Genomic DNA, 23,228 nt, shown 5'->3' on the forward strand with positions numbered 1-23,228 from the left:
TCGATACGTCATTTCGTCAGTCCGAGCAGCGCTGCCGTGAGGCCGTAATCCGGCCCGAAGTCCTGGCCGTAACCGGTACGGCACCCCTGCGCCTTCATCTGCACGCGTTCGCAGAACAGGCTCAGGATGTCGCCGGTCAATGCCGTGCCGATGATCGCGTGCAGCCGGACGTAGCCGTGCTCGCGATTCATGATGCGGTCCACGTTCTGGAAGGCCAGCGGTGCCACATCGACGACCTCGGTGATGCCGTAGGCGTTGTCGCGCAGCTGCTGGGTGACGTTGGTCAGCCCGGCCATCGAGCCCGCCAGCTGGTCCTGGTACTGGACCAGGGTCGTGCTGGTGTTGGCCAGGAAGTCGTTGATCTGGTCCAACGTCGCCTGCAGACCGGGGGACTGCTCCGCGAGCAGCCCGGTGAGCTGGGTCATCCGGTTGCTGAAGTCGCGCACCGACTGATCGTTGTCGGCCAGCATCGTGGTCAGCTCGTTCAGCTTCACGATGATGTTGGACACCGCGTCCTTGTTGTCGACGCCGACCTTCAACGCGCCGGACAACGCGTTGAGCGTGTCCCGCATCTTCTCGCCGTTGCCGTTCACCATCGGGTACAGCACCCGGCCCGAAAGCGGGCCGATGCCCTCGCTGCCGGGCTCCGGCTTGAGCGCGGCGGCGAACTGATCAATGGTCTTGATCATCGTGTCCAGCTCGACCGGCGTCTTGGTCTTGGCCAGCGGCAGATGCGCGCCGTCGGCCAGCGTCTCGCCCTTGGTGTAGACCGGCGTGAGCTCGACGTGCCGGTCGGTCACGATGGACGGCGAAATGATCGCCGCCATCGCGTCTTTCGGGATCTTCACGTCGTTGTCGATCGACATGTGCACCTCGACGAGGGTGCCCTTCGGCACGATCTTGTCGACCTTGCCGACGTCGAGGCCGAGCACGGTGATCGGGTTGCCCTCGTAGATGCCCGCGATGTTCTCGAAGTCGGCGGTGATCCGAATCGTCTGGCCCAGTGCGTCGTTCACCGAGGTCGGCACCAGCGAGCAGCTTCCCACGGTCAGCGCGGCCGCGCTGACCAGCACCAGCTTGGCGAGGGAACGGAGTTTGACGGTCTCGGCGAAGCTCATCCCTGGCACCCCTCGATCGCATTGGCGAAGCACAACCAGTTGTCCGGGAACAGCCACGGGAGACCGACGTCGCCGTACGGTCCGCTGCCGCCCCAGGAGTTCGCCAGATAGCGCACCGTCGGCGGCATCAGCGAGAGCAACCGGTCCAGATTGTCCTTGTTCTTCTGTAGGCCCTCGGCCATGGTGTTCAACTGCTGGATGGTCGGGCCGAGCTGGTTGTCGTTCTCCGCGCCGATCGCCTGCAGCTGCTTGGTGAGCTGGGCGACGTTGTCGAGCAGCTGCCGCAGCAGCCCCTGCCGCTCCATCACCCGGTTCGCGATGGCCTCGCCCTGGGTGATCACCAGCAGCACGCTGTTGCGGTTGTCGCCGAGGATCTGGGTGACCCGGTTCAGGTCCTTGAGCAGGCTGTCGACCTCGTCGCGGCGGGTGTCCATCACCTTGGCCAGCGCGCCGACGCTGTCGAGCGCCTGCGCCATCAGCTGCGGAGAATCGCCCATCTGCTGATTGATCAGGTTCAGCGACTCGGACAGCTTCTTGGTGTCGAGCGCCTCGAACTTGGGCGTGCCGACCTGCACCACATCGGCCAGGTTGTACGGAACGGCGGTGTTGGACACCGGGATTCGCCCACCCTTGAGCCCGGTGCCGTCACCGGGCTCGAGATCGACGTACCTGGCGCCGAGCAGCGTGGCCATCTTGATCGACGCGCGTGCGTCCGGGCCGAGCTTGACGTCGTTGTCGACGCTCAGCGTCAGCAGCACGTGGTCGCCCTCGAGCTTCGCGCCGTCCACCCGGCCGCTCGTCACGCCCGCGATGGCCACCCGGTCACCGACCTTGATGCCCGCGGCCTGCACGAACTCCGCCTTGATCGACTGCTCGCCGACGCCGAGCAGCTTGATCGCGCTGGAGGCGAGCAGCAGCGCGACGATCAGCGCGCCGCCGATGATGCCGAGCCAGAAGTGGCGATTGTTGTCGAACCTGGTCTTGAGCTTGGTCATCATGGGCGGCACACCGCCGAGTGCGAAGTGCCACCGATCTGGGAGAACAGTCCGCGCGGGAACAGCACTCCGTACAGCGAAACGTCCAAGCCGCACAGGTAGGCGTTGGCGTAGCCGCCCTCGGAGGTGTGCTTGCCACCGATCGAGACGATGTTGGGCAGATCGATCGCCATCTGGTCGAGCTTGGCGCCGTTGGCCAGCAGCAGCGTCAGTGCCGCGCTGGTGGAGTTCTGGGCGGTCTGCAGCTTCGGCTGGATGTTGCCGACCATGTCCACCAGCGAGCTGGTGGCATTGGCGATCTGCACCGTCGAGGACTGCAACGACTGCCCCTGCTCGTACAAACCACCGATCAAGGCCCGGGTCTGGGTCACCAGGGTCTCCAATTCATCACCTCGCTTGGCCAACCCCGCCATCACACCGGAAAGGTTGACGATCACATCGGACAGGATCGCGTCCCGCCGCTGGAAATCGGTGGCCAGCTGCGCGGCCTGAACAATGAACGCGCTCAACGAGACTCCGTCACCCTGCAAAGCCTGGATGAAGGTCTCCGACAACCGGTTCACCTGCTCGGGCTGCAACGCCTGGAACAGCGGCTGAAAACCGTTGAGCAGCCCCGACACATCGAACGACGGCTCGGTGCGCTCGAGCGGGATCGAACCGTTGTTCTTCAGCTGCGCCGGATTCGGCTCCTTGCCCGGTGCCAGCGCCACGTACCGCTGACCGATCAGGTTCTGGTAGCGCACAAGGGCTTTGGTGTCGTCGAACAGCGTCTGATCCCGCTGCACGACGAAGGTCACCTTCGCCACCTGCTTCTTGGACTTCGGATCGCGATTCAGCTCGATCTTCTCGACCTTGCCCACCCGCACACCGGCCATCCGGACATCGTCACCGGTGTGCAAGCCGAGCACATCGGAGAACGTCGCGGAGTAGGTGTTGGTGTCACCCTGGACAATTCGCGCCAGCGTGTTCCAGACGACGACCGTCACCAGGATGGAGACGATCGCGAAGATGCCGAACCCGATCAGCGGCTTCTTGATGCTCATGACGGCACCTCGCTGGATGGCGCCTCGCTGGCGCTCGGCCCCGTCATGCGCACGGCGCGCGGTGACATGATTCGCTCACTCATTTGCTCGCCTCACTCTGGGCCACGTGCATGGTCCCGCCCTTCAGGATCGAGCTCAACAGCAGATATTCGGCGGTGGTCGGCTGGCGGCCGAGCAGCGTGGTGATCGCCGCGTCGCCTCGGTAGGAGATCTCACCGGCCTTCGGCGTGCCCTCGGTCGCGGCGGCGGGCGCCACCGGCCCCGGTGCCTCGGGTGCGGGCGCGGGCTGCGGGCCGAGCAGGTTCGGCAGCATCGGGAACAGGCCCTCCAGCGGCGTCCCCGCGAACGGCCGCGGCTCACCGGCCACCGGGCCGGGCACGGTCGCCGGGTTGGGCATGGTGACGCCGGGAATCAGCGGCAGGCCCGGCATCGGCACCACCGGCGGGAGGCCTGCGGCCGACTCGAGCGCCCGCGGCTTCAGGTTGTCCGGCAGCGGCGGCAGCTCGTTCACCGCGGGGGCGGTGGCACAGCTCGGCCCGGCCATGTCGCCGTAGCGGGGGCAGTCGGCCACGGTGTACGGCTTGTACGGGGTGAGCGTGATGCCCGCGTTCCAGCGCTGCTGCTGTTGCGGGCCCCAGGTGAAGGTGGTGTCCATTTTGCGGACCATCTCACTGAGATTCAGGATCGTATTGGTGATCGCGGCCGGATCGGCGGCCACCGCGCCGAACATGTCGCTCGTGCCCACGGTCACCTGCTTGCCCACGTCGCCGTTGCGCGCGAACAGATCGTTCACGGTGTCGACCGTGTTGCTGGTGCCGGTGATCAACGCGACGAGATCGGTGCGCCGATCGGCGATGGTCCGCGCGGTGTCCACGGAAGTGCCGAGCACATCGAGCAATTCGGGCGCCGACTGGTTCAGCGCGTGCATCGACGCGGACAGATCACCGAGCATCACGCCGAGATCGGGGATGGAGTCGTCCACCGACTGCAGCCAGCGATCGAACCGCTCGACGGTGGAGCCGGGCATCCGGCCGCTGCCGTCGAGCGCCTGCGACAGCGTGCCGAGCACCCGCCCGAACTGCATCGGGTCGATCCGGTCCAGGATGTTGCGCACCGTGGTCAGGGTGTCCTGCAGCGCCAGCGTGCCCGCGCTGCGGTCCTCCTCGATGACCGAGCCCTCGTGCAGGTACTGATCGGCGGGCCCGTTGAAGACCAGCTCGACCGAGGTGACCGCGAACAGGTTGCTCGGCACCACCCGCGCGGTGACGTTCGACGGAACGCCCTTCGCGAACTCGGGCTTCATCTCGATCTGCACCTTCTGCAGCTCGCCCTTGGCCGCGACCTCCACGTCGGCGACCTCGCCGACGAGCACGCCGCGGAACTTGACGTCGGCCTTCTCCGGCAGCCCGTCCCCCGTGGTGGTCAGGTTCGCGACGACGTTCACCTTGTCGACGAAGTAGCCGGTGTAGCGGCCCATCAGAAAGGCGAGCACGACGGCGAAGACGACCAGCCCGCCGACACCCGCGAGGAGCAGCTGGCGCATGGTGGGACCACGCCCACTCGGATCAATGATCATCTCGTCCTACCCTGAGATCCGGATTCCGGCGGTGACGCCCCAGATCGCCAATGTCATGAACAGATTCGCGAAGACGACCGCGATGATGCACACCTTGATCGCCCGGCCGGCCGCGACGCCGACGCCCTCCGGCCCGCCGGAGGCGAAGAAGCCGTAGTAGCACTGGATGAAGGTGGTGATCGCGACGAACAGGATCGCCTTGACCAGCGAGTAGACCACATCGCCCGGTACCAGGAATTGATAGAAGTAGTGCTGGTAGGTGCCGCTCGCGGTGCCGCCGATCAGTTGCACGGTCAGCGAGCAGGAGATGTAGGCCATCGCCAGGCCGAGGCAGTACAGCGGGATGATGGCGACCATCGCCGCGAACATCCTGGTGCTGATCAGGTAGGGCAGCGGACGGATCGCGATGGACTCCAGCGCGTCGATCTCCTCCGAGATCCGCATGGCGCCCAGTTGCGCGGTGAACCGGCAGCCCGCCTGCGCGGCGAAGGCGATCGTGGCGAGCAGCGGGCCGATCTCGCGGGTGGTGGCGAAGGCGGAGATCGCGCCGGTGATCGGGCTCAGGCCGAGCAGGTTCAGCGAGTTGTAGCCCTGGATGCCGACGGTCATCCCGCCGAAGGCGCTGAGGATGACCACGACCCCGATGGTGCCGCCGCCGACGACCAGGTTCCCGTTGCCCCAGGTGACATCGGAGAGCAGCCGCCACACTTCCTTCGGATAGTGCTTGAGCGCCAACGGAATCGAGCCGATCGAGCGCAACAGGAAGAACACCTGATGGCCCAGTCGGGCGAGCAGATTCGCCGGCGCCTGCGCGCCCTTGCGAAGCTGTTGGAACGGCCGCAGCAGCGGGGGAACGTATGTCGACGACACTCAGACCACCTGTGACGGGAACAGTGCGTTGTACACCTGAGTGATTATCAGGTTCACGCCGAACAGCATGATGGCCGAACTCACCACCGCGGAATTGACCGCGTTGGCCACACCGCCGGGGCCGCCACGGGCATTCAGTCCGTTGTCGCAGGCGATGATCGCCGCGAGCAAACCGAATATCAGCGATTTCACCAGTGCGACAAGAAGATCACGGGTGACCGCGAACGACGAGAACGTCCCGATATATGAACCGGGCGTTCCGTTCTGCGCGAAAATATTGAAGATGTAACCAGTCAGAAAACCGACAAAGACGACGAATCCGCACAGCAGGACACTGACCAGCATCGCCGCGCCGAGCCGGGGGGCAACCAGCCTGCGCATCGGGTCGACGCCCATCACCTTCATCGCGTCGATCTCTTCGCGGATGGTGCGCGAGCCGAGGTCGGCGCACACCGCGGAACCGACCGCGCCCGCGATCATCAGCGAGGTGACCAGGGGCGCACCCTGCTGGATGATGCCGAGGCCGTTGGCAGCGCCGATGAACGAGGTCGCACCGACCTGCCCGGCGATCGAGCCGACCTGGATCGATACGATGACACCGATAGGAATGGCGACGAGCAGCGTGGGCGCCGCCGAGACGCTCGACATGAACGCGCACTGGCGAATGAACTCACGAAAAGGGAAGCGGCGACGGAAGATCGAGACGAAAAGTTCGGCAACCGCCGCGATCCCCATGGTGATCTGGCGACCGAAGGTTTCCAGCGAAGCCTTCGGATGGTCTGCCCAGTAACCCTTGGTCCAATCGACCGCATCACTCATCCGTGACCCTGTTGGTGGACTCTCGGTCGACTGCACTGGCTAACCCCTCTCGACGCCGGTTGCCTGCCCCGACGACTTGTTTGCTTGACGCACCTTACTACGTAGTAAGCGGGAACACACCACCCTCTTGTGATTGCAGTCATAGAGCTTCGCCACAGTGCACGTAACGCTATGACGTGGGACATCGACATTGGGGCATAGCCCAAAGGCGCGGCCGTCGACGTTGGCACAAGTGACAGGTCAGCCGGGGAATCGACGGCGCGGATCACGCCGTCTCGGCAATTTGTTCGGACAAAATTCATACAAAATCGCATTTGATTCCGGAACCGCGCGAAACGGACCGCACTACTACTCGAGTGTGAACAGGAACCGAACAAAGGGCTTTTCCATAGCGTGTCGCTATCGACATCAATATGAGACAAAAGGAAGGATTTGCCCAAAATAGGGTGGAAGCGCACCCCGCCGCGAACACCCGGCAGTAGATGACGCGCCCGGACAGAAATACTGACACGATGGGTGCGACAGATTGATATCGTGCGGGCTTCCGACGTCTGGAGGGACATGTTCAGCAAACTCGCCAAGGTGGCCAACGCCGCCTTCGCCGTAGCCTTGGGCGCGGCGCTGCTGGGGACGGGCGCGGGGGCCGCGCAGGCCGACCCCGGCCCACCGGTCGTGGGCGGCGGCTCCGGCATCATCATCTCCGACACGCCGGGAGCCCTCAGCGACCAGTTGTTCGAGTGCACGGTCACCACGGTCGGCCGCGACAGCGCGGGCCGCCTCGTCGGCTTCACCGCGGGCCACTGCGGCGAGCCGGGGTACGAGGTGTACGCCGAGGCGAACCGCGACGCGGGCGTGATCGGCAGGTTCGTCTACTCCAATCACGACCTGGACTACGCCGTCCTGCAATTCAACGAGGGCAAGATCGTCCCGGTGAACCGGATCGGCAACGTCACCATCACCGGGCTCGGCGGACCCGCCCAGTTCCCGACGATCGTCTGCAAGGAGGGCCGGACCACCGGCAACACCTGCGGCATCAGCTGGGGTGACGTCTTCGGGTCGAACACCGAGACCTGGAGTCAGATGTGTGTCGTGGAGGGCGATTCCGGCGCACCGGTCGTCGTCGGCTCCACGCTGGTCGGCATGGTGAACGCCTATCTCGCGCTCGCCTGCTTCGGCCCCGAGGTGGGCACCAACATGTCCACGATCACCGACGACGTCAACGCCCGCGGCGGCGTCGGCGCGGGATTCCAACCGATCTGAATCTGCTCGAACCGAACGGCGGCGCACCACTACACACGGTGGCGCGCCGCCGTTTTCGTGTCACCGATGCGCCGGACTCACTGGGCCGTGCGATCGGTCGGGTCGGTCGGGGCGAGGGCCGGGCCGGACGCGGCGGGGCATTGGGGCAGGCAGTCGACGTTGTCCAGGCTCGGCTCGTGCCGCGGCGGCCGCAGCAGCACCCCGGCGAGCACCGCCCCCGCGAACAGCAGCCCGACGCAGATCCACACGGCCTTGCTGAAGCCGTGATCGAACGCGACCGGATCGCCGAGCGCACCGGAGATGCCCGCCAGGCCGGGCAGGGCGGCGACGGCGAGCAATTGCGCGGTGCGCGCGACGGCGTTGTTCACCCCGGAGGCGATACCTGCCTCGCCCGCGGGTACCGCGCCGAGCACGGCCCCGGTCAGCGGGGCGACCAGCGCGGTGAGACCGAGCCCGAAGACGAGCACGCCGGGCAGCACATCGGTGAAATACGTGGTGTCCGGCCCGATCCGCAGGAGCAGCACCAGACCGCCCGCGGCCAGCAGCGGCCCGAGCGTCATCGGAATGCGCGGCCCGTGCACCTGTGCCCACCGGCCCGCACGCGCGGACAGCAGCAGCATGATCAGGGTGACGGGCACGGTCGCGACGCCCGACATCAGCGGTGAATACCCCGCCACCAGTTGCAATTGCAGCACCAGCAGGAAGAACACGCCGCCGAGCGCGGCGTACACCGCCAGCGTCACCAGATTGGCCGCGGTGAACACGCGCGAGGCGAACAGCGCGGGCGGCACCAGCGGGTGATCGCTGCGCAGTTCGATCAGCACGAACGCGGCGAGCAGGGCCAGCCCGCCGACGACGAGCAGCGGCATGGTGTCGATCAACCCGAAGGTCAACGCGCCGAGTGCGAGCGCGACCACGACGGCGCCCGGCACATCCAATCGGGTGGTGGCATTCGGATCACGGCTCTCCGGCACATGTTTCACCGCGACGAGCACGACCACCACCGCGAGCGGCACATTGATGAAGAAGATCGAGCGCCAGCCCGCCACCTCGATCAACCACCCGCCGAGGAACGGTCCGAGCGCGCCGGAGATGCCGGCGAAACCCGACCACAACCCGATCGCCGCGCCCTGATCGCGCTGATCAATGGACGAGGAGATCAGGGCGAGACTGCCCGGGGTCAGCATCGCGCCGGCCACGCCCTGCAGAAGCCGGGCGAGCACCAGCATCTCGATGTTCATCGCGGCACCGCACAGCACCGAGGCGAGCGCGAAACCGATGGTGCCCCAGACGAATACCTTGCGCCTGCCGAGCCGGTCACCCAGTGAGCCGCCGAGCAGGATGAACGACGCCAAGGTCAGCGTGTAGCCGTTCAACGTCCACTGCAGACCGGCGACGTCGGTGTCCAGTGATTCGCCGATCCTGGGCAGCGCGATGTTCACGACGGTGGCGTCGAGCGAGGCCACCGACGAACCGAGAATGGTCCCGAGCAGAATCCAGCGCCCGGTGGACGATTTCAGCCGCGGCAGATCAGTCGTGCTCACCGACCCAACATAGGCCCTGTCTCATAAGACCAGGCCAGGCGGCGAGCTGGACCGTGGAGGCCGCACCGGATGGGACTTACGAGACAGGGCCTCATGGGCAGGATCGAACAGCGGCGGTATTCCGGAGGGCTCAGAGCTCCTGGACGCAGACCACGAACTTGCGTTCCTCGTAGACATAGCCCGAGCCGCTGTCGCACGCGCTGACATCGGCGGCGCCCTCGACTCGGTTGACCACCTTGACGCCCTTCTGCGGTGTCGCGCCGGTGCAGTCGATCCGCTTCGGGTCGTCGCCGCCGACGTCCATGCAGCCGCCGACGACCCAGTCGATGTCGAGGCAGTAGGCGCCTTGCTCGATGCCGTTGAGGGTCTCTGCGTAGTAGTTGTCGGCATCGCCGACGCACGCGGTGCTCTTGGGCGCCTTGCCGATCACCTTGTAGTTGGCCGCCCTGCTGCCGCACGAGGCCTTCTCGATGGTGGCGTTGCTCGTGGTGCCGCCGAGGGTGACACAGTCACCGATATCGGCCTGGAAGTCGGTCTTGCCGCCCTTGTTGGTGCTGGTGGGCGCGGGCTTGCCGGACGAAGGTCTCGGGGTGACCGAGACGGCGTCGATGGTGCCGTTGTTCACCGCGGGCTGCGCGTGACCGCTGACGGTGGAGCTACAGCCCACCAGTGCGAGAGCGGCGACACCGACCGATGTCGCGAACGCGACACGACCCCAAGTCAGTCGACCAGACACGTACAGTCCTCCCGAGCTGTAGTGCTTCGAACTCGGACCCCCGGAAGAATTCGAAGTGAACAAAGCAGTGCTTGAAATACACGCCATGCATACACCATGGATCGCGGGCACGTCGACCCTGCCGCGGAATCAGGCTCCTAGCAACCGATCTGGGTACAGTGGTGTTTTCGGTGCGAGAGGAGTGGGTCCGTGAAGCCGATCAGCGTGATCGTATGCGCGACTGCCGCGGCGGGGGTCTCGCTGATGTACCAGGGCACCGCGTCAGCAACCGACGTGCAATGCTCTTCGGCGCATGGGACGGACATCACCGTCGTCGACGGCAACACCGCGTGCCGGGCCGCCAGCGATCTGCTGGGTGAGGCCAAATCGCTCGGTATCGACGGCATCGGTTACGCGAACGCCACGGCGGGCGCCCGCGCGGTCGGCATCGGCGTCGCGGGTGGCGTCGGCGCGGGCGAGGGTTCGGGCGGCATTCCGATAGCGGTCGGCGTCGGTCAGGATGCCATCGCGTTCAGTTCCATTGCTCGCGACGAGGTTTCGACCGGGCCCTGGCCGCGGGTCGCGGTGTCGGTCGCCTTCGAGGGGTCGCGGGCGAGCGTGCAGACCGCCGAGTCAGGCGTCGTCTGTCTGGGCGGTGGGGCGTTGGCCTGGAATTCGAGCACCGGCGACATCTGCCTCAGCACCCCGCTGGGCCGCTGGCAAAGCCGCGACGAGCGGTTACCCTGAGGGACGCTCCGATAAGCGGTGGTCAGGAGGTGACCCCATGGTTTCGGCGATGGCAGCAGGCGGCTGCGATGGTGGGTCCGAACGCGGCGAACTCACCGCGCCCAGGGAGATGCTGGTCGATCCCCGGTTCATCCGGCTCGCGGACCAATTCTTCAGCATGTTCGAACAACCCAGCCGCGGTGGCGGCGCGCTGGCGGTCTACCTCGACGGCAGACCGGTGGTCGACATCTGGGGCGGCTGGGCCGCCAAGGATCGGCGCTGGAACGGCGAGACCGTCGCGCTGACCTTCTCCACCGGCAAGGGCGTCGCCTCCACCGTCGTGCACCGGCTCGCCGAGCGCGGCCTGCTCGACTATGACGCGCCAGTGGCCACCTATTGGCCCGAGTTCGCCGCGCACGGCAAGGCCGACATCACCGTGCGCGACGTGCTCTCGCACCGCGCCGGGCTGCATCGGGTGCGCGGCCTGGTCCCCGGCCGCGAGGGCATCCTCGACTACGCGGCCGTGATCACGGCGCTGGCCGAGAGCCCGGCCGACCCACGCCGCATTCGCGCCTCCGGCTACCACGCGATCACCTTCGGCTGGCTGGTCGCCGAGATCGTGCAGCGGGTGACCGGCGACCCGTTCACCGAGGTGGTGCGCCGCGAGATCGCCGAACCACTCGGGCTCGACGAATTCTGGTTCCGCGTACCGGAAACCGAGCGCTACCGGATCGCCAAGATCTTTCCGCACCTGAGCCCGCCCGGTATCCGCTGGAACACCGCGTCGTCGGTGCTGTCCTGGGTGCGGCCGATCCGCGGGCTCGCCGAGGCGGGCATGCCGGAGAGCTTCGACGAACTGGTCCGCGACCCGCGCGTGCACGACGCGGTGATGCCCGGCTGGAACGGCGTTTTCTCCGCGCGCGCACTGGCCAGGATGTACGGCGCACTCGCCAACCAGGGCACGGTGGAACTTCCGCGGCCCGGCGGCGGCAGCCGGACGGTGCCGTTCCTGCGGCCGGAGACCATTCAGACGATCAATCGGGTGCAGCCCGCCGAGAGCCGCGACTACGTGCTCGGCCTGCCGCTGCGCTTCACCCTCGGCTACCACCGGCCGGTGCTGATGTCCAAGCAGCAGCCGCGAAAAGCCTTCGGCCACTACGGCGTCGGCGGGTCCGGCGCCTACGCCGACCCGGAACTGGGCATGTCGATCGCGTTCGTCACCAACCGGCTCGGCAACGCGGTGACCGCGCTCGGCGACGCCAGACTGGCCAGGTTGGCGGCGACGGCGCGGACCACCGTGCGCCGGGCCAAACCCGCGATCACCGTCGATGAGAGCGACAACTGACCGGGCTCGCCGATCGAACCGCCGCGCTGGCCGGCTCGTAGCTATAGATATGGACGGCGCGCACGCGACAACGGTCGCCGAACTCCGGCAGCCGCGGCCGATGCTGGGGCACGCGCTGCTGGCCTGCGTCGATTTCGAACGGTACTTCCGCTGGCGGCGGGCCAGGGACGGCGATCCCATCTACTGCCGCTTTCCCGGCATGGGTTCGGCGTTGTTCACCGGGACCGCCGCGGGGGCGCGCGAACTGTTCCGCGCGCCGGTCGACACCGTCGAGCCGCCGCTGCCCAACCCGATCGAGCCGCTGGTCGGCCCTGGATCGCTGATCCTGACCGCCGGTGCGCGGCATCGCCGCGATCGCACACTGCTCGCCCCCGCGTTCCACAGCGCGCGGATCCGCGAGTACGGCGAGCTCATCCGGACGGCCACCCGGCGGGAACTCGCGGGTGAGACCGGGGCGGCCTGGGTGCCGGGGGCGCGCATCGATGCGCGGGCGGCCGCGCGCTCGATCACCCTGCAGGTGATCCTCACCGCAGTGTTCGGTGTGGGCGGCAGGCAGGACCGGACCGAGTACGCCGCCGCGGTCGGCGCCTTCCTGGAGTCCTACTCCGGGCCGCTGATGCTGCTTCCGGTGTTGCGGCACAAGGCGTTCGGTTACGGGCCGTGGGATCGGTTCGTACGCGCGCGGGCACGGCTGGACAGGTTGATCCGCGCCGAGATCACCCGCAGGCGCGCCGACCCGCACCGCCGCACGACCGACCTACTCGGATTGCTGCTGAGCACCCACTACGACGACGGCACCGCGATCACCGACGCGCAACTGTGCGACGAACTGCGCACCCTGCTCGTCGCCGGACACGAGACCACCGCGACGACCCTCGTCTGGGCGCTGTATCACCTGCATCGCGCGCCGGCGACGCTGGAACGGTTGCGCGGCGAACTCCGCGACGCCGGGCCGCGAACCGATCCGGCGGAGCTGGCGCGGCTGCCCTATCTGGACGCGGTGTGCCAGGAGACGCTGCGGTTGCATCCGCCGGTGCCGATCGTGGTGCGCAGGCTGACCGCGCCGGGAACACTGTGCGGAATCGCCCTCGACGCGGGCGACACGTTGGGGATCGCGGTGCCGCTGCTGCATTCGGATCCCGCGGTCTGGTCCGAGCCCGCACGGTTCGAGCCGCAGCGGTTCATCGAACGCCGGTATCGGCCCTGCGAATTCGCACCGTTCGGCGGCGGGCATCGACGTTGCGTCGGTGCGGCACTGGCGGATTACGAGCTGCGCGTCGCGTTGGCGACCATGCTCGCGGCGGTGCGATTGCGCCTGCCGCAACGCGCGGCACACGGGCGCACGCCAATCTCGGTGCCGCACAACATAGCAACCGGTCCGCATCGGCCGATTCTGTTCGACATCGTGAGTGATTTACATCACGAAGATGTTTGACCGATTCCGCGACGCGGCCCACCAGCGACAGCGCGCGGCACGGCGGACTCGCCGACGTGACCGGTGACTTTCACTCAACCAGGTGAAGACCGACCGGCTATGTGACGGCTACCACACCACGCGGTCTGGCCGAATCACTATGAAAGACAACTGGCTTCATGTCACCCCGGGACGGTAGGAAGGACTGCAGGGTCGGGCCGTCAATACCCGGGGAGTGCTCTGTCGACACCCGGGCGAATGAGATCTTTTGTTCACGCGCGCGTCTACACGTGCGCGCGAGAGATGGAATGGACGAGAAACCTATGCATGTCGCTTCGCACACCGGGTCGCCAGCCGCGCACCGCAGAGGCGCTCGGTTGCCGCGCCGGTTGCGCGCGGGCGCCCTGCTGTCCGCGACGATCGCGGCCGCCGGCGTCCTCCTGGTCGCCCCAGCCAGCGCCGAGCCGTTCCCCTGGTTCGGTTCCGGGTCCGCCGGTTCGGCCAACGAGCCGGCACCACAGCCGAACTTCGCGCCGCCGTCGATCAACATCGCCGACGGCGAGGTCGTCGGGGTGGCGCAGCCGATCATCATCAACTTCAAGGAGCCGGTGCCCGACCACGCGCTCGCCGAGAAGTTCATCAAGATCACCTCGTCGCAGCCCGCGCCGGGCCACTTCTACTGGCGCGGCGACAAGCAGGTGCGCTGGCGGCCGAACGACTACTGGCCCGACAACATCGACGTGCGGGTGGAGGCAGGCGGCACGAGCAGCGCGTTCCGGATCGGCGACGCGTTCGTCAGCACCGCCGACGACAACACCCACATGATCACCGTCACCCGCAACGGCGAGGTGGTCAAGACGATGCCGACCTCGATGGGCAAGCCCAAGCACGAGACCCCGAACGGCATCTACATCGTCGGCGAGCAGCTGCCGAAGATGATCATGGACTCGTCCACCTACGGTGTGCCGACCACCGACCCCGAGGGCTACAAGCTCGAGGTCGAGTACGCGACCCGCATCTCCAACAGCGGCATCTTCGTGCACGCGGCCCCGTGGTCGGTCGGCCAGCAGGGCAAGTCCAACACCAGCCACGGCTGCCTCAACGTGAGCACCGAGAACGCCAAGTGGTTCATGGAGAACTCGCGCCGCGGCGACCCGGTGGTCGTGGAGAACACCCAGGGCGGCATCCTGAGCTCCAGCGACGGTCTGGGCGACTGGAACTAGCCAGCGCCATTCTCTCGAACTGGTCCGTCGGTTTCCCATACGACGGACCAGTTTCGCGTTTACGCTCCCGTCAGCTAGACGCGACAACTGATTTCGGGAGAACATGGGTAACTCGTCGGGTACGCCCAAAACTGAACCATCCGCTGAACCGCCGGCCCGGCGCGATTCGGTCGCCGCATCCGACGACCGGCAGAAGTCCCGGAGAGGCGGGGGAGCGCTCGAGAAGTTAAACAGCTCGGGGGGCATCGTTAACCGGCTGTTTGCTCCTTTCCGTAGAGTGCGCGACGTGCGAATGCGGCCGGAGCGAGTTCTACCCCAACCGCGTGGACGTGGCTGGCGCGGCCGACCCTGGCAGGACTACGCGCTGTTCCTCGTGCTCGTGGTACCCAACCTGGCGCTGCTGACGCTGTTCGTCTATCGGCCGTTGATCGACAACATCCGGCTCTCGTTCTACGACTGGAACATCTCCGACCCGGTGGCCACGTTCATCGGCGTCGAGAACTACCGCGAGTGGTGGGGCCGCACGGATTCCTGGGACATCGTCACCAACACCGTGGTGTTCACCCTGGCCGCGGTGGTCGGCAGCATGGTGCTCGGCCTCGCGCTCGCGCTGCTGCTGGACCGGAAGCTGTTCGGACGCAACGTGGTCCGCTCGGCGATCTTCGCGCCGTTCGTGATCTCAGGCGCCGCCATCGGCGTCGCCTTCCAGTTCATCTTCGATCCGAGCTTCGGCCTGGTGCAGGACGTGCTGCACCGGATCGGCGTGGACAAGGTGCCGGACTTCTATCAGAACCCGCACTGGGCGATGTTCATGATCACGGTGACCTACATCTGGAAGAACCTCGGCTACAGCTTCGTGATCTATCTGGCCGCGCTGCAAGGGGTTCGGGCCGAGTTGATGGAGGCGGCCGAGATGGACGGCGCGAGCCGCTGGACCACCTTCACCAAAGTGCTGCTGCCGCAGCTGCGCCCGACCACCTTCTTCCTCTCGATCACCGTGCTGCTGAATTCGCTGCAGGTCTTCGACATCATCAACGTGATGACCCGCGGCGGGCCACTCGGCACCGGGACGACGACCATGGTGTTCCAGGTCTACGAGGAGTCCTTCCGCAACTTCCGGGCCGGTTACGGCGCGACCGTCGCCACCATCATGTTCCTGGTGCTGCTGACCGTCACGCTGATCCAGGTGCGCGTCATGGATCGGAACGAACAGTGAAAAACGCAGGGGTGGAGACACTCTCGTATCGCAGGCGCCAGCGCGCGGTCATGGTGCTCGGTTACGCGGCCATGGTGTGCGTGCTGATCATCGTCGGGGTGCCGCTGTTCTGGATCTTCATCACCTCGTTCAAGGAGCGGCCCGACATCTACGTGCAGCCCGCGGTGTACTGGCCGCACAGCTGGCGGCCGGAGAACTACAGCGACGCCACCACGACGTTGCCGTTCTGGACCTTCCTGCGCAATTCGGTGATCGTCACCGGTGTCGTGTCCGCGGTGAAGTTCGTGCTCGGGGTGTTCAGCGCGTACGGGCTGGTGTTCCTGCGCTTTCCCGGCAAGAACGTGGTGTTCCTGGTGATCATCGCGGCGCTGATGGTGCCGAACCAGATCACCGTGATCTCCAACTACGCGCTGGTTGCCCAGCTCGGCTGGCGAAACACGCTGGTGGGCATCATCGTTCCGCTCTGTGGCGTCGCCTTCGGCACCTTCTTGATGCGCAACCACTTCCTGTCGCTGCCCTCGGAGGTGATCGAGGCGGCGCGGATGGACGGCGCGAACTGGTGGCGGCTGCTCACCAGGGTGGTGCTGCCGATGTCCGGGCCGACCATGGTCGCGTTCGCGGTGGTCACGCTGGTCAACGAATGGAACGAGTACCTGTGGCCGTTCCTGATGGCCGACGGTCCCGAGGTCGCGACGCTGCCGGTCGGGCTCACCCTGCTGCAGAACACCGAGAACCCGAGCGTCACCAACTGGGGGCCGGTGATGGCGGGCACGCTGCTCACGATGCTGCCGATCCTGCTGGTGTTCCTTGCGCTGCAACGTCACATGATCAAAGGCCTCACCTCGGGTGCGGTCAAGGGTTAGAAACAGGAGAAACCACGTGTCCACTTCTCAGTTCCCCGCGCTGTCGCGGCGCGGATTCCTCGGGCTGGCCGGCACTGTCGCCGCGGGTGCTGTCCTCACCGCGTGCGCGGGCACCGGCGGTGGGTCCAAGCAGTCCGGCGACTCCAACACGATCAACTTCTGGTCCAACCACCCGGGCAGCTCGAAGGACCAGGAAACCGAGCTGATCAAGCGGTTCACCGAGAAGTTCCCCGACCTGAAGGTCAACCTGATCGACGCGGGCAAGAACTACGAGGAGGTGTCGCAGAAGTTCAACGCGGCGCTGTCCGGCGGTGAGCTGCCCGATGTCGTTGTGCTGTCGGATGTCTGGTGGTTCAACTACGCGCTCAACGGTTCCATCGAACCGCTCGACGGGCACTTCGGCGACGCCGGTGTGCGCCTCGACGACTACGTCGACTCGCTGGCCTCGGACTACCTGTTCAACGGCAAGCACTACGCGCTCCCGTACTCCCGCTCGACGCCGCTGTTCTACTACAACAAGGACGTCTGGGCGAAAGCCGGTCTGCCCGACCGCGGTCCGAACAGCTGGCAGGAATTCGACGAGTGGGGCCCGAAGATCCAGTCGGTGGTCGGCGACGGCAAACTCGCGCACGGCTGGGGCGATGCGAAGAACTACCTGGCCTGGACCTTCCAGGGACCGAACTGGACCTTCGGCGGCGCGTACTCCGACGAGTGGACGCTGAAGTTCACCGACCCCGGCACCATCGCGGCGGGCCAGTTCCTGCGCGAGATGATCCACACCAAGAAGTACGCGGGCATCAAGCCGCAGATCGCCGTCGACTTCGGCACCGGCGTGATCGCCTCGACCATCGCCTCCACCGGTGACCTCAAGGGCATCAAGCAGAACGCCGAGGGCAAGCTGGCGTTCGGCACCGCGTTCCTGCCGCATCCGAACGGTCCCGGCGTCACCACCGGCGGTGCGGGCCTGGCGATTCCGGCGCGGATCTCCGATCAGCGCAAGATCAACGCGCTCAAGTTCATCGAGTTCATCACCAACCCGACGAACACCGCGTACTTCTCCCAGCAGACCGGATACATGCCGGTGCGCAAGTCGGCCGTGACCGACCCGACCGAGCAGGACTTCCTCGCGAAGAACCCGAACGCTAAGGTCGCCATCGACCAGCTGCCGCTGACCAAGTCGCAGGACTACGCGCGGGTGTTCGTGCCGGGCGGCGACCAGATCATCGGCACCGGACTCGAACAGATCGGCCTGCAGAACGCCGATCCGGCAACGGTTTTCGGCAACGTCACCAGTCAGCTGCAAGCCATCATCGACCGGCAGATCACGCCGAAGCTGCCCAAGTAGTACCCACGCCCTGGCCGTCGCGGCGGGCCGCTCAGCCGGTCTGCCGCGAGGCCGGGGACGCAATTCGATTCATCCGAGGAAAGGCCGACAACGATGGCAACCGTGCAGTTCGAGAGCGTCACGCACCTGTATCCCGGTGCGCCGACGCCCGCTGTCGACAGCCTCGACATCGACATCGCCGACGGCGAATTCATCGTGCTCGTCGGCCCTTCCGGCTGCGGGAAGTCGACCAGCCTGCGCATGCTGGCCGGGCTGGAGTCGGTGGAGGACGGCCGGATCCTGATCGGCGGCAAGGACGTCACGGGTCTGCCGCCGCGCGCCCGCGATGTCGCCATGGTGTTCCAGAGCTACGCGCTGTATCCGAACATGACCGTCGCGCAGAACATGGGCTTCGCGCTGCGCAACGCGGGCATGAACAAGGCCGACACCATGGCCCGGGTGCAGGAGGCGGCCAAGATGCTCGAGCTCGAACCGCTGCTGGACCGCAAACCCGCGAAACTGTCCGGCGGACAACGGCAACGGGTCGCGATGGGCCGCGCGATCGTGCGCAGGCCGCAGGTATTCTGCATGGACGAGCCGCTGTCCAACCTGGACGCGAAGCTGCGCGTGAGCACCCGGTCGCAGATCGCCGCCTTGCAGAAGCGGCTCGGCACCACCACCGTCTACGTCACACACGATCAGGTGGAGGCGATGACGATGGGCGACCGGGTCGCCGTGCTGCTCGACGGCAAGTTGCAGCAGATCGCCGCGCCGCGGGAGCTGTACGACAACCCGGTGAACACCTTCGTCGCCGGCTTCATCGGCTCACCGGGGATGAACCTGCTCGAGGCGCCGGTGCGCGACGGGGCGGCCGTGCTCGACGACCTGCGAATCCCGTTGCCGCGCACCGCGCAAGCCGGCGAGCGGGTGATCGTCGGCATCCGCCCGGAGTCGTGGGAGGTCACCACCGACGCCGACGGACTCACCGTCGCCGCCGAACTGCTCGAGGAACTCGGCGCCGAATCCTTCGTCTACAGCCACGGCGTGGCCGAGGGCTGGAACAGCCGCTCCGGCAAGGTGGTCGCCCGCGTCGACCGCCGCTTCCAGGTCGCCCTCGGCGACCAACTGCGCCTACGCCCCAAACTCGACGACGTCTTCTTCTTCGACGCCACCACCGAAACCCGCCTCTGACGAGTGTTCACTGACCGTCGTAGTCGAGCTGCGTTTCCGCATCGACAGGCCCTGCCTCCGCGTACGCCTCGTCGTATGATTCCACTGTCCCGGCATCATTGCGGCGAGTACGGCGTCTCTGAGCTTCTGGTTAGTTGATCGTTCTCAACAGTGTCGCCCTAGGCAGAATCGTCTTTGCGGCCGCCGCTGCGCAGGAGTTCGGTTTCGACCTCACCTGCCAGAGCGGTACACAGCTTGGCGTCGGCAGTCAGCAACGGTATGCGGCGCTCGATGGCCAACTGCGCGAACAACGCATCGTACATTCCTAACCGTTTGCGCGCAGCCAGGTCTGCTGCGAGCTCCAATCGATCGGCTGTGATCTCGTGCACTACAACCCCTAGGTCATCAATCACTCGAACCGCCGCAACGAACCCTTCGCGGGTCAACCGTCTCGTCAACAGTCCCTTCTTGCGCAGCACTCCCGCCACTTCAACTCGTGCGAAATCAACCGTCTCGAGCGAGATGGCTCCATCTATGAAGCGCTGCTGCACCTCACGGGCATGCTCGTATCCATCCTGATCGATGAACCAACGCAGAAACACGGCGCTATCGACGAGGTAGTTTTCAGCCACGGTCCTCGTCCCGGAGTCGATGCAGCTCCTCGTCGATGCCGGTAGCTCCGCGCATCCGCTCCTGCACATCCGCCAATGCCGCTGCGGCAGCGATCCGGCGACTACGGCGTGCTCGCTGGCGAGCCAGCTCCAGGACGGGCGCGATCTCCCCGTCCGGTAGCTGGTCGACCAGTTCGTGCAGCTCGTCGCGAAGTGCGCTCATGCTGCGAGTTTACCGCGAGAGCGGTATGTAACTACCAGATGCGGACGCGGGATTCGGGGGGCAGGTAGAGGGCGTCCTCGGGGGTTACGTCGAAGGCTTCGTGGAAGCTGTCGATGTTGCGGACGACCGCGTTGCAGCGGAACTCGGGCGGGGAGTGCGGGTCGACGGTGAGGCGGCGGATGGCCTCCTCGGCACGGGCCTTGGTGCGCCACACCTGAGCCCAGCCGTAGAAGACGCGCTGCAGACCGGTGAGACCGTCGATCACCGGGGCCTCGGCGCCGTCGAGTGAGATCTTGTAGGCCTGCAGCGCGATGGACAGGCCGCCGAGATCGCCGATGTTCTCGCCGATGGTGAATTCGCCGTTCACGGTGTGCTCGTCGGACAGGTCCTTGGGCGAGAGCACGTTGTACTGCTCGATCAAAGCCTTTGTCCGCTTACCGAATTCGGCGCGATCCTCGTCGGTCCACCAGTCGACCATGTTGCCGTCGCCGTCGTACTTGGCGCCCTGATCGTCGAACCCGTGCCCGATCTCGTGGCCGATCACCGCGCCGATGCCACCGTAGTTGGCGGCGTCGTCGGCGTTCATGTCGAAAAACGGCGGCTGCAGGATCGCGGCGGGGAAGACGATCTCGTTCATGCCCGGGTTGTAGTAGGCGTTCACCGTCTGCGGCGTCATGAACCACTCGTCGCGATCGACCGGGCCGCCGAGCTTGTTCAGGTCACGGTCGTGATCGGCGGCGTACCCGTTGCGGTAGTTGCCGACCAGGTCGGCGGGGTCGATGCGGACGTCGGAGTAGTCGCGCCACTTGTCCGGGTAGCCGATCTTCGGGGTGAACTTCTCCAGCTTGGCCAGCGCGGCCGCCCTGGTATCGGCGCCCATCCAGTCCAGCTGGGCGATGTTGCGCCGGTAGGCCTCCCGCAGGTTGGCGACCAATTCCACCATCCTGGCCTTGGCCTCTGGCGGAAAGTGCTCGGCCACATACAGTTTGCCGACCGCCTCGCCGAGCAGGTCCTGCACCAGCGCGACGCCGCGCTTCCACCGGTCCCGGATCTCCTCGGCACCGGTGAGGGTGCGCCCGTAGAAGGCGAAGTTCTCCGCGACCAGGGCGTCGGTGAGATACGGTGCGCGCGCCCGCAATACCCGCCACGCCGCCCAGGCCTGCCAATCCGCCACCGACTCGGCCGACCACACCTGCGCGAAGGTGCGCAGGTAATCCGGTTGCCGGACAACGACTTCGGCGAATGCCTCGGGGCCGGACGCGCTGACGTGCTCGGTCAGCGCCGAAGTCCATGCCGCCCAGTCGAACTCGGGATGCTCGGCCACCAGTGCGGCGAAGGTCGTCAGGTTGTAGCTGCGCTCGGCGTCGCGGCGGCGCACCACGTCCCAGTGCCCGGCGGCGAGCTTGCGTTCCAGCTCGAACACCCGCTGCCCGACGGTGTCCAGCTCCCGCGGCAGCAGGTCGGCGATGCGCGGGTCGGTCGCGGCGATGGCGAACATGCGCCCTACGTGCGCGATGTAGGCGGTCCGGATCTCGGCGTGCTCGTCCTGCCGGTAGTACGACTCGTCGGGCAGGCCGAGGCCGGACTGGGTGAGGTGCATCAGGTAGCGGGCGGAGTTCTTGTCATCGGTGTCGACGTAGCACCCGACGGCGCCGCCGACGCCGGTGCGCTGCAACCGGCCGAGCAGGGCCGCGAACGCGCCGCGGTCGGCGACGTCGTTGATCGCGGCGAGCTCGGCGGAGATCGGGGCGAGACCCGCGGCGGCGACCGTCTCGGTGTCCATGAAGCTGGTGAACAGGTCGCCGATCTTGCGCGCGTCGCTACCCGGCTCGGCGGCCGCGGCGGAGGCCCGCTCGATGATCGCCTGTACGTCGCGCTCAGCCTGGTCGTACAGCGTGCGGAAGGCGCCGTCCACCGCACGGTCGGCGGGGATCTCGTAGTCGTCCAGCCATTTGCCGTTGACATGCGCGAACAGGTCGTCCTGCACCCGTACGCCCTGGTCACGATAGGACAGATCAATGCCGGAGGGACTGGTCAGCTCGGAAGTCACGCTGTCCAGTATGCCCACCGCGGGCGCGGGCGTCCGGTGCCGAAGCGACCCGTCCTGCCGAGGGTGCGCTCCGAATCATCAGCAAGATCAACTCGTCCGCATTCGAGAGTGGAGGTCCGTGCCGTGCAGGATTCGTCTCGCGGTGGCTTACGTTGCCGGATGGTGCTGTCCGTCGCCGGAGTGGCGATGCTGGGTGGTGTCGTGGCCGCGGGACCGGCCGCGGCGGACTGGCCCGCGCCCGGGAAGGGTTTTCGCATTGCCAGCGTGGGGATTTCCGGTCAGTGCGTGGCCGCGGTGGGCGAGGTGGTGGGGCTGCAGCCGTGCACGCAGCCGGTCAGCGCTGAGCAGACCTGGTGGGCGATCGACGGCGCGTACGCCTCGCGACTGCGAAACGCGGCGACCGGCCGCTGCGTGCTGAGCGACAACGGCTTCCGAAACGTCGAGTGCGGCAGTGCGCCGCAGTGGCGGTATGTCCTGGTGAACGGGTATGTGGACCGGGCCGTGATCCACCTGAGGCAGAGCGGTCGCGGTGCGCTCACCTGCTGGCAGGCGTTCACCGGATCGAGCGGTGCTGTCTTGTCCGGCGGGATCCGGCCTGCCTCGGCATGCGACTCGATCAAGGGCGATCAGCTCCCCACGCTCAACATGTGGACCCTGACCTCCGTCTCCTGAGGATATGCACCCGTGGTCGGCGATAGTCATCGACGAACTGTCGCCTTGTGCCCGCGCGCGGGTCAGACGGTAGACGCGACGCGGTCGAATTCGCCGTCGTGCGCACCGAGCAGGAAGGCATCCCATTCAGCGGGGGTGTAGGTGAGCACGGTGTCGCCGTGCCGCAAGGTGGTGTGGCCATCGGCGGCGGTGTCGGCGACCAGCGAACCCTCCGTTCGCCTTCCGGCGCGCAAAGCGTCGAGGAACGCGGTCCAGTCGAGCGCGGTGACGGTGATGACGGGTTCGTCGGCGGGGCGATTGGCCGGATCCCGGCGGTATTTGCTGTCCCGGACGAGCACCGCGGTGCCGTCGAACCGGACCTCGACACACTGGTTGCCGTTGTTCGACCGGGTCGAGGTGAACCAGCCGGTGGAAACTGACCGGTGGGTAGAGGTGGTGGCCATGGGCAGGA

The 23,228-nt window shown here is 66.6% G+C and carries 22 protein-coding genes; 10 read left to right on the forward strand and 12 right to left on the reverse strand.

Features of this window, described 5'->3' with window-relative positions; genetic code table 11:
- Positions 1 to 8: 8 nt before the first annotated feature.
- The 6 genes from F5X71_RS36190 to F5X71_RS36215 form a co-directional block, all read right to left on the reverse strand.
- Positions 9 to 1,118, reverse strand: coding sequence for an MCE family protein (locus F5X71_RS36190; RefSeq protein ID WP_167466026.1), 1,110 nt, complete (start codon positions 1,116 to 1,118; stop codon positions 9 to 11).
- A complete protein-coding gene (locus F5X71_RS36195; protein ID WP_167467003.1) occupies positions 1,115 to 2,113 on the reverse strand; it encodes an MCE family protein in 999 nt (332 codons plus the stop codon). Before F5X71_RS36195 ends, F5X71_RS36190 begins: the two co-directional genes overlap by 4 nt.
- Positions 2,113 to 3,156 (reverse strand): MCE family protein, encoded by a 1,044-nt coding sequence (locus F5X71_RS36200; protein ID WP_167466027.1) that lies wholly within the window; start codon positions 3,154 to 3,156, stop codon positions 2,113 to 2,115. Before F5X71_RS36200 ends, F5X71_RS36195 begins: the two co-directional genes overlap by 1 nt.
- A 79-nt stretch (positions 3,157 to 3,235) precedes the next feature.
- Positions 3,236 to 4,732, reverse strand: a complete 1,497-nt coding sequence (locus tag F5X71_RS36205) for an MlaD family protein (protein WP_167466028.1) — start codon at positions 4,730 to 4,732, stop codon at positions 3,236 to 3,238.
- A 6-nt stretch (positions 4,733 to 4,738) separates the two neighbouring features.
- A complete protein-coding gene (locus F5X71_RS36210; RefSeq protein ID WP_167466029.1) occupies positions 4,739 to 5,602 on the reverse strand; it encodes an ABC transporter permease in 864 nt (287 codons plus the stop codon).
- Entirely contained in the window at positions 5,603 to 6,421 is an 819-nt protein-coding gene (locus tag F5X71_RS36215; protein WP_014989178.1) for an ABC transporter permease, read from the reverse strand.
- 561 nt (positions 6,422 to 6,982) lie between these two features.
- Here F5X71_RS36215 and F5X71_RS36220 point away from each other — a divergent pair.
- The gene (locus F5X71_RS36220; RefSeq protein ID WP_167466030.1) at positions 6,983 to 7,681 is read left to right on the forward strand and encodes a serine protease; all 699 of its coding nucleotides are present in this window, start codon (positions 6,983 to 6,985) and stop codon (positions 7,679 to 7,681) included.
- Positions 7,682 to 7,758: 77 nt separating this feature from the next.
- On the opposite strand, the gene F5X71_RS36225 is transcribed toward F5X71_RS36220, so the two are convergent.
- Together F5X71_RS36225 and lppU are read right to left on the reverse strand one after the other, a co-directional pair.
- Entirely contained in the window at positions 7,759 to 9,225 is a 1,467-nt protein-coding gene (locus tag F5X71_RS36225; RefSeq protein ID WP_167466031.1) for an MFS transporter, read from the reverse strand.
- A gap of 130 nt (positions 9,226 to 9,355) precedes the next feature.
- Positions 9,356 to 9,961, reverse strand: a complete 606-nt coding sequence (lppU, locus tag F5X71_RS36230; protein WP_167466032.1) for an LppU family putative lipoprotein — start codon at positions 9,959 to 9,961, stop codon at positions 9,356 to 9,358.
- Positions 9,962 to 10,150: 189 nt separating this feature from the next.
- On the opposite strand from lppU, the gene F5X71_RS36235 reads away from it, so the two are divergent.
- From F5X71_RS36235 to F5X71_RS36270, 8 genes are all read left to right on the forward strand, one after another.
- On the forward strand, positions 10,151 to 10,687 hold the full coding sequence (locus F5X71_RS36235; protein WP_167466033.1) for a DUF6764 family protein: 537 nt from the start codon (positions 10,151 to 10,153) through the stop codon (positions 10,685 to 10,687).
- A 49-nt stretch (positions 10,688 to 10,736) separates the two neighbouring features.
- On the forward strand, positions 10,737 to 12,011 hold the full coding sequence (locus F5X71_RS36240) for a serine hydrolase domain-containing protein (RefSeq protein ID WP_167467004.1): 1,275 nt from the start codon (positions 10,737 to 10,739) through the stop codon (positions 12,009 to 12,011).
- A 49-nt stretch (positions 12,012 to 12,060) separates the two neighbouring features.
- On the forward strand, positions 12,061 to 13,446 hold the full coding sequence (locus tag F5X71_RS36245) for a cytochrome P450 (RefSeq protein ID WP_167466034.1): 1,386 nt from the start codon (positions 12,061 to 12,063) through the stop codon (positions 13,444 to 13,446).
- Between the two features lie 302 nt (positions 13,447 to 13,748).
- Positions 13,749 to 14,648, forward strand: coding sequence for a L,D-transpeptidase (locus tag F5X71_RS36250; RefSeq protein ID WP_238815639.1), 900 nt, complete (start codon positions 13,749 to 13,751; stop codon positions 14,646 to 14,648).
- 286 nt (positions 14,649 to 14,934) lie between these two features.
- Positions 14,935 to 15,864, forward strand: coding sequence for a carbohydrate ABC transporter permease (locus F5X71_RS36255; protein ID WP_174817205.1), 930 nt, complete (start codon positions 14,935 to 14,937; stop codon positions 15,862 to 15,864).
- 50 nt (positions 15,865 to 15,914) lie between these two features.
- Positions 15,915 to 16,727 carry a carbohydrate ABC transporter permease gene (locus F5X71_RS36260; protein ID WP_174817291.1) on the forward strand — a complete coding sequence of 271 codons (813 nt, stop codon included), beginning with the start codon at positions 15,915 to 15,917 and terminating at the stop codon, positions 16,725 to 16,727.
- A gap of 16 nt (positions 16,728 to 16,743) precedes the next feature.
- Positions 16,744 to 18,072, forward strand: a complete 1,329-nt coding sequence (locus F5X71_RS36265) for an ABC transporter substrate-binding protein (RefSeq protein ID WP_174817206.1) — start codon at positions 16,744 to 16,746, stop codon at positions 18,070 to 18,072.
- 93 nt (positions 18,073 to 18,165) lie between these two features.
- Positions 18,166 to 19,242: an ABC transporter ATP-binding protein gene (locus tag F5X71_RS36270; protein ID WP_167466037.1), complete on the forward strand. Its 1,077-nt coding sequence runs from the start codon at positions 18,166 to 18,168 to the stop codon at positions 19,240 to 19,242.
- Between the two features lie 158 nt (positions 19,243 to 19,400).
- Here the strand turns inward: F5X71_RS36270 and F5X71_RS36275 are convergent, their stop codons facing one another.
- From F5X71_RS36275 to F5X71_RS36285, 3 genes are read right to left on the reverse strand one after another with little or no spacing between them, the layout of a single operon-like run.
- Entirely contained in the window at positions 19,401 to 19,853 is a 453-nt protein-coding gene (locus tag F5X71_RS36275; protein ID WP_167466038.1) for a type II toxin-antitoxin system VapC family toxin, read from the reverse strand.
- Positions 19,846 to 20,055, reverse strand: a complete 210-nt coding sequence (locus F5X71_RS36280) for a hypothetical protein (protein WP_167466039.1) — start codon at positions 20,053 to 20,055, stop codon at positions 19,846 to 19,848. Before F5X71_RS36280 ends, F5X71_RS36275 begins: the two co-directional genes overlap by 8 nt.
- A gap of 31 nt (positions 20,056 to 20,086) precedes the next feature.
- A complete protein-coding gene (locus F5X71_RS36285) occupies positions 20,087 to 22,105 on the reverse strand; it encodes a M13 family metallopeptidase (protein WP_167466040.1) in 2,019 nt (672 codons plus the stop codon).
- 159 nt (positions 22,106 to 22,264) lie between these two features.
- On the opposite strand from F5X71_RS36285, the gene F5X71_RS36290 reads away from it, so the two are divergent.
- Positions 22,265 to 22,777: a hypothetical protein gene (locus F5X71_RS36290; protein ID WP_167466041.1), complete on the forward strand. Its 513-nt coding sequence runs from the start codon at positions 22,265 to 22,267 to the stop codon at positions 22,775 to 22,777.
- A 62-nt stretch (positions 22,778 to 22,839) separates the two neighbouring features.
- Here F5X71_RS36290 and F5X71_RS36295 read toward each other — a convergent pair whose 3' ends face one another.
- A complete protein-coding gene (locus F5X71_RS36295) occupies positions 22,840 to 23,220 on the reverse strand; it encodes a DUF397 domain-containing protein (RefSeq protein ID WP_167466042.1) in 381 nt (126 codons plus the stop codon).
- Between the last annotated feature and the right edge of the window lie 8 nt (positions 23,221 to 23,228).

Origin of the sequence: Nocardia brasiliensis, assembly GCF_011801125.1 — a bacterium.
GTDB classification, from domain to species: Bacteria; Actinomycetota; Actinomycetes; order Mycobacteriales; family Mycobacteriaceae; genus Nocardia; species Nocardia brasiliensis_C.